Below are 12,759 nucleotides of genomic sequence, written 5' to 3' on the forward strand. Positions count from 1 at the left end.
TCCTTTCCAGGGAGTGGGCTTTCTTCATGTGAGAGGCACATCCTGCGTCGATGAACGCGTTCCATTTGGTCCCGGCCGGCTGTCCCTATTTACAGCGCCCGGTTGATCACCTGACTTTTCTTCGGCGAAACCCCTGGTCCAACCGGCATCGGGGGCCGATATCCGCCCGGATACCGCCAGAAAGACCGTAAAAAACTACATGACTACTTTTGCTGCCCTCGGTACTCCCAAGGCCCTTGCAGACACACTCACTGCGCAGGGAATCGTTGAACCGTTCCCCATCCAGGTGAAGACCCTCCCGGATACCCTGTCCGGCCGTGACGTCCTTGGCCGCGGCCGGACAGGGTCCGGTAAAACCATTGCTTTCGCTATCCCGCTTGTAGCAAGACTCGCTGAGCGGGAAGCCAAGCACTTCCGCAAGCCCGGCCGCCCCATGGGCCTGGTCCTGGCACCCACCCGTGAACTGGCAACCCAGATCAACGCCACCATCGAGCCGCTGGCCAAGGCCGCCGGCCTGAACACCACCGTGATCTACGGCGGCATCTCCCAGGCCCGGCAGGAGAAGGCGCTGCGTGCCGGCGTCGACATCGTCATCGCCTGCCCCGGCCGCCTGGAGGACCTGATCCGCCAGCGCATCCTCACCCTCGAGGGCGTGGAGATCACCGTCCTGGACGAGGCCGACCACATGGCCGACCTCGGCTTCCTGCCCGTGGTGAAGAAGCTCATGGACATGACCCCCAGCCAGGGCCAGCGCCTGCTCTTCTCCGCCACCTTGGACAACGGCGTGGACAAGATCGTCCAGCGCTACCTGTCCAACCCGCTGACGCACTCCGTGGACGACCCCCAGGCTGCGGTGACCACCATGGAGCACCACGTGCTGGTGGTCAACGACCAGACCGTCAAGAAGCAGCTGATCGTGAGAGCTCGCCTCCGGCGCCGGCCGCCGCGTCCTCTTCATGCGGACCAAGCACCACGCCCGCAAGCTGGCCAAGACCCTCACCGACGCCGGTATCCCTGCCGTGGACCTGCACGGCAACCTCTCGCAGAAGGCCCGTGACCGGAACCTCGCCGAGTTCTCCAACGGCGATGTCCGCGTCCTGGTGGCCACCGACGTCGCCGCCCGCGGTGTGCACGTTGACGACGTCGAACTGGTTATCCACGTGGATCCGCCCACCGAGCACAAGGCGTACCTGCACCGTTCCGGCCGCACCGCGCGTGCCGGTTCCGACGGCACCGTGGTCACGCTGACCCTGCCGGAGCAGCAGTCCGACGTGAAGAAGCTCATGAAGGCAGCCGGCGTGGACGTCAACTTCGAACGCGTCACGGCCAGCTCGCCGATCGTGGCCGAGCTCGTCGGCGACATCGCCGAGAAGGTCGACCCCCGCACCCGCGCCGCACTGCTGGCGGCCAAGGGACCCAAGCAGGGCGCCGGCACCTCCACCGGTGCCAACGCCGAGCGCAAGCGTGCACGCCGCCAGGCTGCGCCGAGCGCCGGTGGCCGCGGCGGACGTGGCGGACGCGGCAAGGTTTCGGCCGAGCCAGCCCGCAGCGATGCCCCCCGTGCAGAGCGCCGCGCAGCAGCCTTCGAAGGCCGCACTGAAGCCCGCGCTGCCTTTGACCGCAACGCCGAGCAGAATGAGGACCGCGCTGTTGCGGCAGCGGCGGCCCGCCGCAACGCCCGTGGCCGCGGCACCGCCTCAACCCACCGCAACGACGTCCCCGCAGCAGGTGGCCGCTCATCGGCCGGCCGCGGTTCAGACGGCCGCGCAGCAGAAGGCCGGGGCGATGCCCGGATCACCCGCAGCGACGCCCCTCGCGGTGGCTCCGGCCGCCCGGCCTCAGGCGGACGCCCGGCGTCCGGCGGTGGCCAGCGCAGCGGACGCCCGGCAACCGGCCAGCGTGCAGCAGCAGGTGCGTCCGGCCAGCGTTCGTCAGGTACCGGCGGCAACAAGGCAGTCTGGTCCTCCAACACCGGCGGGACCTCCGGCGGCTCCTACGGTGCCGGCAGCGGTGGCAACGGCGGCTCCGGCCGTCCCGCCCGCAGCGGCCCCCGCCGCGCCTCGGCACCGGCGTCGAACGAGCGCCGCGGCCGCTAATCCCCACCGGCTTCCCTGCCGGTGTGGGCCCAAGCCCCTACATCGAGTGCTCCGTACCTGTCGTTTAGACGCGTCATAACGACAGGTACGGAGCACTCGATGCGTTTAACGGCTACCAGCCGCGGGCGCGCCACTCTTCGAGGTGCGGCCGTTCGGCACCCAGCGTGGTGGGCTTGCCGTGGCCGGGATGGACGACGGCGGTGTCCGGGTAGGCGTCGAACAACCGTTCCGTGACATCGGAGAGGAGCTGGGCGAACCGTTCCGGATCCTTCTGTGTGTTGCCCACCCCGCCCGGGAACAGCGAGTCACCGGAGAAGATGTGCGCCGGCCCTTCCGGGTCCTGGTACACGAACGCGATCGAACCGGGCGTGTGGCCGCGCAGGTGCACCGCGGTCACGTCGAAGCCGTCGAAATTCCCGAGGTCACCATGGCTGAGCCGCACGTCCACGGGAACCGGCAACGCATCGGCGTCGTCCGCTCCCGCCGCTGTCCGGGCTCCGGTGGCGTCAACCAGCTCCTTCAGCGCCCGAACGTGGTCCCAATGCTGGTGCGTGGTGGCGATCAGCGCCAGCCGCGGCCCGGCAGCGGTGTCCCCGGCTCCGTCCGCCAGCAACTGCCGGATGGCCGGCAGGTCATCCGCGGCGTCAATCAGCAGCTGCGCGCCGCTGGCTTTGGCTGTCAGCAGGTACACATTGTTGTCCATGTCGCTGACTGAGATGCCGCGGATGGTGAGGGCCGGCAGGTCGTAGAGAAGTGAGTCCATGGGCTTCAGTCCAGGCACGGCTACAGGTCGAGCGGCAGGGTGGTCGAGTAGACCTGCTTGGACGGCGGCGCGGCCAGTACCTCGTGCAGCGCGCTTTTGCCCTCCGGCGTTTTCCGCCACGAGGCGTAGTCGTCATGGTCCTGCGTGGTAGCCCAGGTTTCCACCACCAGGATGTGGCAGGGATCCGCGTCGTCCACCAGCGCTTCGATGCCCTGGTTGCCCGGCCAGGCACGGGTGGCAGCAAGCGTCTCGGACAGGTACTTGGCGGCGTCCTCCCGGTGGGCGGGATCGAACCGGACTTCGAAGTGGACGATGGCAGGCATGGAGCTCCTTAAAATTGCTGTCAAATGCACGGTTTGGTTGGAAACAGCATCCCTTATTCGCGGCCTTCGGACACCCAGGCGGGGTTTGCCGAGCGGGATCCGACGACGGCGTCCGAGGCCGCGCCGAGAACCTCCAGGTGCGCCGGGGTGAGGTCCAGGGCAAGGGCGCCGAGGTTTTCGTCGATCCGTGCAGCTTTCCGGGTGCCCGGGATGGGAACCACAGGCAAGCCGAGCCGTTTGCCCTGGGCGAACAGCCAGGCCAGGGCCACCTGCGCCGGTGTGGCGGCCAACTGGTCAGCCACGGCGCGGACGGCGTCCACCACCGCCTGGTTGGCGCTCGCAGCGTCGGGGGCAAAGCGGGGAATGTTCCGTCTGAAGTCCTTCTCGCCCAGGCTTGAGGTGTCCACGGTGCCGGTGAGGAAGCCGCGGCCCAGCGGGGAGTAGGGGACGAAGCCAACACCAAGCTCTGCTGCGGCGGGAACCACGTTGCGCTCCACATCCCGGCTCCAGATGGACCACTCACTCTGGACCGCGGAGATCGGGTGCACCGCTGCGGCGTCACGGAGTTCCTGGGCCGTCGCCTCGGACAGCCCCAGGTGCTTGACCTTTCCCTGCTTCACCAGCTCCGCCATGGCGCCCACGGTTTCCTCGATGGGGACCCGGACATCGCGGCGGTGCATGTAGTACAGATCGATCACGTCGGTGCCCAGCCGCTGCAGGCTGCGGTCCACAGCCTGGCGCACGTATTCAGCATCGCCCCGGATGTCCGTGTAGCCGTCCGCGGGGGTGCCCACCAGCGCAAACTTGGTGGCCAGCTGGATCTCGTCCCGCCGCTCCTTGAGCAGCTGGGAAATCAGCTCCTCGTTGCTGCCGCCGCCGTAAATGTCCGCGGTGTCGATGAAGCTGACGCCGACATCGACGGCATGGTGCAGCGTCCGGAGGGCCTCGGCGGGATCAACGTCGCCGTAAACCGGGGTGAGGGCCATGCCGCCAAATCCAAGGGGGCTGACAGCCAGGCCGTCGCCGAGCTGGACACTGGCGGCGGGCCTGGTGTTGCCGTGGTCAGTGCGGGTGTGTGCCATGAGTGCTCCTGTTCGGTCCTGCAGTGTGGAGAGAGGTTCGTTTACAGCCAGGGGATGATCCGGTCTGCCGCCGGCCGTCCGGCCTGGATCAGGCGCGCATTTGCTTCATCGGGACCGGTGGCCCAGGCCGTGGCGGCTGCACGGTCCATGCCGAATGACACGTGCCGGTCCACCAGCCGCTGCAGGCGGAGGGCGGGCGGAGTTTCGAGGAACCACAGCTCGTCCAGCTGCGCCCGCACTTCCTTCCATGGTTCCTGCTCGGCCAGCAAGTAATTGCCCTCCGTGATGACCAGCGGGACATCCGCGGGCACCGCGATCGAGGCGGCCACCGGCTCGTCCAGGGTGCGGCGGAATTCCGGTGCGTACACCACTGCTTCGTCCCGGCGCGCCAGGCGGCGCAGCAGCGAAAGGTAGCCGCCGCCGTCGAACGTATCAATGGCGCCTTTGCGCTCCCGCAGCGGCGTCCCCTCGATGATCGCGTTGCCCAGGTGGAAGCCGTCCATCGGGACAACCACGGCCGTACCCGGGCTGAACTGCTCCTGCAGCCACGCGGCGAAGGTGGACTTTCCGGATCCCGGCGCGCCGGCGATGCCCAGGATGGTGCGCGTCCTGGGGGACAGCCTGTACCGGAGCGCCTCGACGGCCTGGGTGATCTCGGGGGAGTCCATGGCAAAAGCCTACGGCTATCGGCCGTGGACCGGCCGCCGAATCTCCCCACTTTTCGGCCCAACAGGACGGCGTACGACGGCGGGTTGCCGGGACTCGCCGTCGGCGTCCCTCAAAGGTGGAGAAAGTCAGCGGCGGAAAGCGCCGGCCGGCTTGCCTGCGGCCGCATGGTCCTTCCCGGCGGGCAGTGCCTTCAGGCCGGCGGCGCAGCCCACGATGCCGGCAATCAACAACAGCTTCAGGACGCTGAAGGGTTCCACGCCGGTTGCCATCGCCCAGCCGACCGTCAACGAAGCACCGATGCCCACCCAGATCGCGTACGCGGTGCCCAGCGGAATGCTCCGGATGGCCATGCCCAGGCCCAGCATGCTCAGGGCTGCCGTGACGGCGAAAATAAGAGTGGGGAGCGGCTTGCTGAAGCCATCGGACAGGCCCAGAGCGGTGGCCCAGACCGCTTCCAGGACCGCGGAGGCAAGGAGCACCAGCCAGGGAACTGAACGTTTCACCGTTACGCCACCACCTTCAGGCCAACCACGCACGCGGCGATGCCGGACAGCAGCATCAGCCGGCCCGCCGTCGGACGTTCAACCTTGGTGGCCATGGCGTAGGCGGAGGTCAGGACAACGCCCACCCCCACCCATACGGCGTAGGCCGTTCCGGTGGGGACGGACTGCATCGCGATGGCCAGGCCGCCGGTGCTCGCCGCGACGGCCACCAGGAACAAGGCAGCGGGAGCGAGGCGGCGGCGGCCGGAAACCTGGGCGGACCGGTGCAGGGCGGCTGCCCAGACGGCCTCCAGCGCGCCGGAAAGAAGAAGGATTATCCACGACATGACCAGATCCTTTGGCCAGTCTTGTCGCGTGCCGGGTACTGAACCGTCGTCCGGAGGCTCAGGTGCGGAGCCTTGGATTCCAGCCTAGCAACGCCCGACGACGGGCGGCCACCGATGGTGCCGAACCTCACCACACGGCTGCTACGTGGCGGGCTCCACCGGGTTGATTGATACCACTGCCAGGAAGCCGCGGCCCAGGATCCCGGGGCTGTTGGCGTCCGAGCCTGCCACGGCGTCGTAGCGGCCCAGTTCCAACGGCTCACTGTCCGCCTGGTCGCTGCCGCCTTCACTGACCATCGCCTGGCCCTGCAGCAGCACCGCCAGCTGGCCTTCGAAGACCGGGTGGGCGCGCTTCTTGGACAGCTCGAGGATGGAGGTGTATCCCTTGTACGCCGCGGCGCGGGTGATGACGTTCAGGTCCCGGATGTCTCCGGTGGGCAATGACCCCGTTGTGGCCGCGCCGCCGTCGAACCTGAAAGGCCGGTACTTCTCCACGGGTTGCTCTGCGCCGTCCACGGTGAGAAGCAGCAGTTCACCGTCAATGACCGTCAGGACCCGTTCCATGCCGGGGAACTCCGAAAAGTCACCTGCCTTGGTAACGTCCGCGATGCTCACCCGCCAATCCCAGCCGCCCCCGGCCGCGTCCTGGCGGGCGATTTCCCTGGTCACCCCGCCGCCGTTGCGCCACGGTTCGGCCTTGAGCTCTGCGAAGCGGATGATCTGCATCAGCCCAGCCTAGTTCCCTGCCCCGGGCCCGGCGTGGTCCGGCGTCGCAGGTTGCGCCCCGTCCCTGCTAATCTCCTGCGGGGGGTCAACACGAAAACAGCCTGAAGGAGCCGGGAATGTTCGTCAAAGTGTGTGGTCTCAGTACGCCCGAATCGATCCGCGAGGCGGTGGACGCGGGGGCCGACGCCGTAGGGTTCGTCCTCACGGCCAGCCCCCGGGTGGTCTCCCCCTCCCAGGCCGCCTCCCTGTTAGCGGAGGTTCCCGCCGGTGTGCGTCCGATTGGAGTGTTCCGCGACGAACCCGTGGTCGACGCCGTCGCAATCGCCCGGGCGGCCGGCCTTGAGTGGATCCAGCTGCACGGGCAACGGTCGCGGGCGGACGTGGCAACGGTGCACGACGCCGGCATGAAGCTGGTCCGGGCCATCACCATGGGTGCCGGCGAGGATGAGTTCGAAGACTGGGGCGAGGACCTGCTCCTGATTGATGCGGCGGTGCCGGGCTCCGGCGAGTCCTGGGACTACGCCTCGGTGGCGGCGTTGCCGGTGCTGCAGGGACGGGAGTGGCTGCTTGCCGGTGGGCTGGACGCGGCTAACGTGGGCCGGGCGTCCGCCGATGCCCGGGCCTGGGGCGTGGACGTCTCCTCGGGTGTCGAAGCCTCCCGCGGCGTGAAGGACCTGGCAAAGATCCGCGCCTTCGTGCAGGCCGCCAAGGCAACCGCAGCGGTGTAGGCGCCGGGCTCAGGGCAAGATCAGGGGAGTCCCCTACCTTCTTACTGGAAGTGCGGGGGCAGAATGGGTTCATGAAGACACTTCTGAACATCATCTGGCTTGTTTTCGGCGGCTTCTGGCTTGCCCTTGGCTATTTTCTTGCGGGCGTGGTCTGCTGCCTGCTGATCGTCACCATTCCCTGGGGCATCGCCTCCTTCCGGATCGCGGCCTACACGCTGTGGCCCTTTGGCCGGATGGTGGTTGACCGGCCCGGCGGCAACGGTGTCTTCTCGCTGCTGGGCAACGTGATCTGGTTGCTCGTGGCCGGCATCTGGATTGCCATTGGCCACGTGCTGACGGCGTTCGCCATGGCGGTGACCATTGTCGGCATCCCGCTGGCCATCGCCAACCTCAAGCTGATCCCGGTGTCCCTGATGCCGCTGGGCAAGCAGATCGTGCCCACCAGCAGGCCCTTTGCCAGCAACTACCGCTAAGGGTCAGCGCGAGGGCTGCAGCGGTCGGAAGGCCCCGTCCCGCAGGATGGCCACGGACCCGCTGTCGTCCAGTTCGGCCGCGACGTCCACGTCCTCCGCGTAGCCGGCACCCGTCAACTCGCGGCCGCTGGAACACCGCAACAGCACCTCGCGCAGGCGCGGCTCGGCGGCTTCGAACACGGCCATGGCCGCCTCGGCCTCCGGCGCGTAGCCGTGCCTGCCGTCGCCGGCTTCATACCCGCCCTTCCCGGCGGCCGCCAGTCCCGCAATGAAAGCCCCGGCCCCGATCTGGTCTTCCACGGCGGCCCGGAGGGTGCCGTCCTGCCAGCGCTCACCGGCCGCAACCACCGCCACCACGGCGTCCCCGGGAAGGTTGGCGGCAACCCAGTCCGCCGTGGCCGCGGCATTCCGGAGGCACACCGCGGCCACCAACGGAACGTCGCCTGCCAGCCGATGGCACAGTTCAGAGCCGTTGGGGGAGGGCAGGACGATCCGTTCCAGCGATTCGGCGCTGCGCAGGCTCGCGGGGGAGAGGCTCAGCCCGCCGCCGTTGCGGGGGCCCGCCAGCTGGGCATGGTGGTGGGCGGCGAAGTCTTCGGCCCCGGTGTCCCGCCACGGGAAGGGGAAGACTTCCGCGTTCCGGTCCAGTGCCACGCTGACGCAGGTGCCGAAGGACAGGACGTCCACCACCACCGCGATATCCGCTCCGGGGGCCACGGTCCTGGCACCGTTCAGTCCCCAGTCGAACCGCACCTCGAAAGGGAGCTGCCGGTGTGCGGCGTTTGCGGAGTGCGTGTGCCGCGGCGTGGAACGGGGAGCGTTCATGCCAGTTCGCCTTTCAGGTTGCGGTGCGCAGCGTCCCGCCACAGTTCCCTGGCGCGTTGGTGGTGGAAGAGCGGGTCCAGTTCCAGCAGTTGGCGTACGACGGCGGCCCGGCCGGCAGCGAAGTCGGCGTCGCCGATGTGCGCGTAGTCTTTCCGGACGGCCGCAACATAACGGGCGTACTCCTCCGGTTCCCCGCCGAGGATGGACAGGTCCGCGTCGCAGAGGAGGGCGCCGTCGTCGTCACCCGGTTCAGGCTGGTGGTCAGATGTCAGCAGGACCAGCCGGGCCACCTCTGCCACGTCTGCCTCCGGCAAGCCTGCCGCGGTGAGCCGGTCCTCGGCCAGCCGGGCGGATTCTTCTTCATCCTGGCCTGCCGTGCCCCGGTACACGGCGTCGTGGAACCAGGCCGCCAGCAGCACGGTCCGCGGAGCCTCAGCCGGTTCGGTGAGCAGGTCCAGTGCTTCCAGGACGGAGAGCAGGTGGGTGCAGCCGTGGTACTGGCGGTGGGGTTCGCTCCAGCGGTCCAGCAGGTCCAGGAAGAGGGCGTCGTGGCCGGGCATGATGGCTTCCCAGCGGTGCAGCAGCGGAACTTTTAACGACTTGTTCCGCCGGCGTGCGGGTATCCGCAGTCCGCTGGCGATCAGCTTGCGGACCAGGAGCCGGGCTTCCACCGAAACCGCCCCGGCCGCCACCAGCTCGTCGAACCGGCGCTCCGGCACGTCGTAGTGGTCGCCGTCGAACGCCCGCTCGGGGATTCCCGCGGCAGCAGCGAAGGCGTGCAGCTCATCAAGGGAAGTATCGGACACCAGGTGCGAGAAGTGCGTTCCGTGTGCAGGCCACAATGGCGGGTCGATGTAGATGGCCATGGAAGGAGTCTAGTGCTGTCGGTGGCCGGGAACCTGTTGGTATGGCGGGCCAGAAACAAATCCTCATTTGCGTAGTGATGACACTCTGGGAGTGGCATTTGCGGATTAGTATTGCCGCATGGCCCTTATTCGCGTTTCCGAAGCCGCCCGTTTCCTGGGCGTGAGCGACGATACCGTCCGCCGCTGGACGGACCACGGAACACTCACGCCATTCCGGGACGACGCCGGCCGGCTCGCCGTCGACGGGCTGGAACTTGCCACGCACGCACGGAAGCTGGCCCAGCTCCCGGATGATCCGCAACGCGGCGGCAGCTCGGCCCGCAACCGGTTCGTCGGCCTCGTCACCAACGTCATCGCCGACAAAGTGATGGCCCAGGTGGAACTGCAGTGCGGGCCCTTCCGGGTGGTATCCCTCATGAGCAGCGAGGCGGTACGCGACCTGGGGTTGGAGCCGGGTGCCGTCGCCACTGCGGTGGTCAAGGCAACGACAGTCATCATCGAATCCCCGAAAGGCAGGGCCACCGCATGAGCCGGCAACCCGTCCGCTTGCCGGCGTCCACCCTTCGAGCAGCAGTCCTGCCACTGGCTGTGCTGCTGGCCGTCCTGTCCGGCTGCGCCGCGGCAGGCGGCCCGGCTGCGGGGACAAGTTCCGGCGCTGACGCAGGCTCCAGTGCCAAGCCGGCAGGCACCATCACGGTCTTCGCGGCAGCTTCCCTCAAGGCCACCTTCACTGAACTGGCACGCATCTTCGAAACGGAAAACCCGGGAACCACGGTCACGTTGAGCTTCGCGGGTTCCTCGGACCTTGCCAGCCAGATCAACCAGGGCGCGCCTGCGGACGTTTTTGCCTCGGCGGATACGGCCAACATGAAGAAACTCCAGGACGCCGCCCTCGCTGACGGCACGCCGCGGAACTTCGCCACCAATACCCTGGCCATTGCCGTTCCGCCGGGCAATCCGGCCGGTATTTCGGCGCTGAAGGACCTGGCGCGGCCGGGCGTCAAGCTGGTGGTCTGCGCCAGGCAGGTTCCCTGTGGGGCAGCTGCGGCGAAGGTGGCAGGCGCGGCCGGGATTGCGCTGGCGCCCGTCAGCGAGGAAAACGCTGTCACTGATGTGCTGGGCAAGGTCACATCGGGGGAGGCCGACGCCGGCCTGGTGTACGGCACGGACGTCAAGGCAGCCGGCGCCAAGGTGGACGGCATTGAATTTCCGGAGTCGCAGGGCGCGGTCAATACCTACCCCATCGCGGGCGTGGCCAGTGGCCGGAACAAGGCCACAGCACAGGCCTTCATCGGCCTGGTGACCGGCGCCGAAGGGCAAAAGATCCTCGCCACGGCAGGATTCGGACCCGGTGGGCAGTAATGCCGGGAACCGCTGAGCCAGGGAAGCACGAGAGGTAGCAGGTGGGTCAGCAGGGGTATTCCGGTGTTCCCGGCTTGGTGCGCGCACTGGCGGTTGTTGCCGCCGTCGTGGTGGTGCTCCCGTTGCTTGCCATGGTGCTGCGGGTGGATTGGTCGCAGTTCATTCCCCTCGTGGCCTCGGAGTCGTCGCTGACGGCGCTGGGGCTGAGCCTGCGGACCTCCGCGGCGAGCACCGTGCTGTGCATTGTGCTGGGGGTCCCCTTGGCGCTGGTCCTCGCCCGGGATAGGTTCCGGCTGCAGGGGCTGCTGCGTTCGCTGGTGCTCCTGCCGCTGGTTCTTCCCCCCGTGGTGGGCGGCATCGCCCTGCTCTACACCTTCGGCCGCCAGGGCCTGCTGGGGCAGACCCTCGATCTGCTTGGCCTGCAGATTGCCTTCTCCACCACTGCGGTGGTCCTGGCGCAGACGTTCGTGGCGCTGCCCTTCCTGGTGGTCAGCCTGGAAGGGGCCCTGCGCACCTCGGGCTCCCGCTACGAGGCCGTGGCCGCAACCCTGGGCGCACGCCCGGGCACCGTCTTCCGGCGGGTCACGCTCCCGCTGGTCCTGCCCGGACTGGCGTCCGGTGCCGTTCTTTCCTTCGCCCGCAGCCTGGGCGAGTTCGGGGCCACGCTGACGTTCGCGGGCAGCCTGCAGGGGGTCACCCGGACCCTGCCGCTGGAAATCTACCTGCAGCGGGAAACCGACCCGGACGCCGCCGTCGCCCTGTCGCTGGTGCTGGTGGCCGTGGCCGTAGCGGTGGTGGCGCTCGCCTACAGCCGGCCCGCGGCTGGCAGCAGAACAGGACAACGGACGACGACGCCCACTCCGGCAGGAGGGGACGGCAAGTGACGTTGTCCTTCCAGGCAGCCGTGGCCGGGCGGGGATTCGACGTGTCCCTCACGGTCGGGCCCGGCGAAACTGTAGCCGTGATGGGCCCCAACGGCGCCGGGAAGTCCACCCTGCTGTCCAGCGTCGCGGGCCTGTTGCGGCCGGACACCGGCGTGGCAAAACTCAACGGAAAGACCCTGTTCGACCTCGACGGCGGCAACCGCACCTGGGTGCCGCCGCACCAGCGCGGGACCGCGCTCCTTGCCCAGGAGCCCCTGCTCTTTCCGCACCTGAGCGCGGTGGACAATGTCTCCTTCGGGCCCCGCAGCGCCGGCGTCCCCAAGCGGGACGCCAAGGAGCAGGCCCTGCGCTGGCTGGCTGACGTCGAAGCGGAAGGCCTGGCCGGGCGCCGTCCCGCCGAACTCTCCGGCGGCCAGGCCCAGCGGGTTGCCGTGGCACGTGCACTCGCCGCGGATCCCGCGCTGCTCCTGCTTGACGAGCCCCTCGCCGCCCTCGACATCCACTCCGCCCCGCTGCTGCGCCGCCTGTTCAAGCGCGTCCTCGCGGGTCGGCAGGCCATTATCGTCACCCACGATGTCCTTGACGCGCTGATCCTCGCGGACAGGGTGGTCATCCTGGAGAACGGCAGGATTGCCGAGGAAGGCCCAACCCGGGAAGTGCTGGAACGTCCACGCAGTTCCTTTGCCGCCGGCCTGGCCGGGCTGAACTTCGTCCCCGGAACCCTGGACGGGGCGGCGGTGCGTACCGAAGATGGCCTGCGGATCGCCGGCCACGCCGATGAGCAAGTGCTTTCCGGGCAGCAGGCTCAATCCGGGCCAGGAAGCCCCGGGGTGGCCGTGTTCCCGCCGTCGGCCGTTTCCGTGTTTCTCACCGACGCGCACGGCAGCCCGCGCAATTCGTTCCCGGTAACCATCACGGACCTCGAGCCGCACGGCGACCAGATCCGTGTCCGGGCCGGCCGCCTGGCCGCCGACATCACGCCGGCGGCATCGGCGGACCTTGGCCTGGTGCCGGGGATGACCGTTCATTTCGTGGTCAAAGCGGCCGCCGTTTCCGTGTACGGGACCTAGCAGGACTTCCTGCTCTGGACAGCGGTTTCGCCGTGGGCAAACATGGCTAGTGAACCTCGTCCT

General features: G+C 68.5%; 15 protein-coding genes, 1 pseudogene and 1 riboswitch. Of the genes and pseudogenes, 7 read left to right on the plus strand and 9 right to left on the minus strand.

Annotated features, from left to right (window positions below; genetic code table 11):
* The first annotated feature begins 199 nt into the window (after positions 1–199).
* Positions 200–2,096, plus strand: a pseudogene (locus tag QF050_RS06065) (DEAD/DEAH box helicase).
* A 112-nt stretch (positions 2,097–2,208) separates the two neighbouring features.
* On the opposite strand, the gene QF050_RS06070 reads toward QF050_RS06065, so the two are convergent.
* The 7 genes from QF050_RS06070 to QF050_RS06100 all read right to left on the minus strand — a co-directional run bounded on the left by QF050_RS06070 (position 2,209) and on the right by QF050_RS06100 (position 6,488).
* The gene (locus tag QF050_RS06070; protein ID WP_308929621.1) at positions 2,209–2,859 is read right to left on the minus strand and encodes an MBL fold metallo-hydrolase; all 651 of its coding nucleotides are present in this window, start codon (positions 2,857–2,859) and stop codon (positions 2,209–2,211) included.
* Between the two features lie 20 nt (positions 2,860–2,879).
* Positions 2,880–3,182, minus strand: a complete 303-nt coding sequence (locus QF050_RS06075) for an antibiotic biosynthesis monooxygenase family protein (protein WP_308929622.1) — start codon at positions 3,180–3,182, stop codon at positions 2,880–2,882.
* Positions 3,183–3,235: 53 nt separating this feature from the next.
* On the minus strand, positions 3,236–4,264 hold the full coding sequence (locus QF050_RS06080; protein ID WP_308929623.1) for an aldo/keto reductase: 1,029 nt from the start codon (positions 4,262–4,264) through the stop codon (positions 3,236–3,238).
* A gap of 41 nt (positions 4,265–4,305) precedes the next feature.
* Entirely contained in the window at positions 4,306–4,932 is a 627-nt protein-coding gene (locus QF050_RS06085) for a nucleoside/nucleotide kinase family protein (RefSeq protein WP_308929624.1), read from the minus strand.
* 126 nt (positions 4,933–5,058) lie between these two features.
* Positions 5,059–5,436, minus strand: a complete 378-nt coding sequence (locus tag QF050_RS06090; RefSeq protein ID WP_308929625.1) for a multidrug efflux SMR transporter — start codon at positions 5,434–5,436, stop codon at positions 5,059–5,061.
* A gap of 2 nt (positions 5,437–5,438) precedes the next feature.
* Positions 5,439–5,762 (minus strand): SMR family transporter, encoded by a 324-nt coding sequence (locus QF050_RS06095; protein WP_308929626.1) that lies wholly within the window; start codon positions 5,760–5,762, stop codon positions 5,439–5,441.
* A gap of 10 nt (positions 5,763–5,772) precedes the next feature.
* Positions 5,773–5,838, minus strand: a riboswitch (guanidine-III (ykkC-III) riboswitch).
* A 65-nt stretch (positions 5,839–5,903) separates the two neighbouring features.
* Positions 5,904–6,488, minus strand: a complete 585-nt coding sequence (locus QF050_RS06100; RefSeq protein ID WP_308929627.1) for a HutD family protein — start codon at positions 6,486–6,488, stop codon at positions 5,904–5,906.
* A 116-nt stretch (positions 6,489–6,604) separates the two neighbouring features.
* Here QF050_RS06100 and QF050_RS06105 point away from each other — a divergent pair, with 116 nt between their 5' ends.
* Both QF050_RS06105 and QF050_RS06110 read left to right on the plus strand, forming a co-directional pair.
* Entirely contained in the window at positions 6,605–7,216 is a 612-nt protein-coding gene (locus tag QF050_RS06105; RefSeq protein WP_308929628.1) for a phosphoribosylanthranilate isomerase, read from the plus strand.
* 71 nt (positions 7,217–7,287) lie between these two features.
* On the plus strand, positions 7,288–7,689 hold the full coding sequence (locus tag QF050_RS06110) for a YccF domain-containing protein (protein WP_308929629.1): 402 nt from the start codon (positions 7,288–7,290) through the stop codon (positions 7,687–7,689).
* Positions 7,690–7,692: 3 nt separating this feature from the next.
* Here QF050_RS06110 and QF050_RS06115 read toward each other — a convergent pair whose 3' ends face one another.
* A complete protein-coding gene (locus QF050_RS06115; RefSeq protein ID WP_308929630.1) occupies positions 7,693–8,514 on the minus strand; it encodes a 2-phosphosulfolactate phosphatase in 822 nt (273 codons plus the stop codon).
* Positions 8,511–9,380: a DUF4031 domain-containing protein gene (locus QF050_RS06120; RefSeq protein ID WP_308929631.1), complete on the minus strand. Its 870-nt coding sequence runs from the start codon at positions 9,378–9,380 to the stop codon at positions 8,511–8,513. The genes QF050_RS06115 and QF050_RS06120 overlap by 4 nt, the downstream gene beginning before the upstream one ends.
* A gap of 118 nt (positions 9,381–9,498) precedes the next feature.
* Here QF050_RS06120 and QF050_RS06125 point away from each other — a divergent pair, with 118 nt between their 5' ends.
* From QF050_RS06125 to QF050_RS06140, 4 genes are read left to right on the plus strand one after another with little or no spacing between them, the layout of a single operon-like run.
* Entirely contained in the window at positions 9,499–9,909 is a 411-nt protein-coding gene (locus QF050_RS06125; RefSeq protein WP_308929632.1) for a TOBE domain-containing protein, read from the plus strand.
* On the plus strand, positions 9,906–10,742 hold the full coding sequence (modA, locus tag QF050_RS06130; protein ID WP_308929633.1) for a molybdate ABC transporter substrate-binding protein: 837 nt from the start codon (positions 9,906–9,908) through the stop codon (positions 10,740–10,742). The genes QF050_RS06125 and modA overlap by 4 nt, the downstream gene beginning before the upstream one ends.
* A 41-nt stretch (positions 10,743–10,783) precedes the next feature.
* Positions 10,784–11,626, plus strand: a complete 843-nt coding sequence (locus QF050_RS06135; RefSeq protein WP_308929634.1) for an ABC transporter permease — start codon at positions 10,784–10,786, stop codon at positions 11,624–11,626.
* Positions 11,623–12,696, plus strand: coding sequence for an ABC transporter ATP-binding protein (locus QF050_RS06140; protein WP_308929635.1), 1,074 nt, complete (start codon positions 11,623–11,625; stop codon positions 12,694–12,696). The genes QF050_RS06135 and QF050_RS06140 overlap by 4 nt, the downstream gene beginning before the upstream one ends.
* Positions 12,697–12,759: the final 63 nt, after the last annotated feature.

It is taken from the genome of Arthrobacter sp. SLBN-112 (genome assembly GCF_030944625.1).
Taxonomy (GTDB): Bacteria; Actinomycetota; Actinomycetes; order Actinomycetales; family Micrococcaceae; genus Arthrobacter.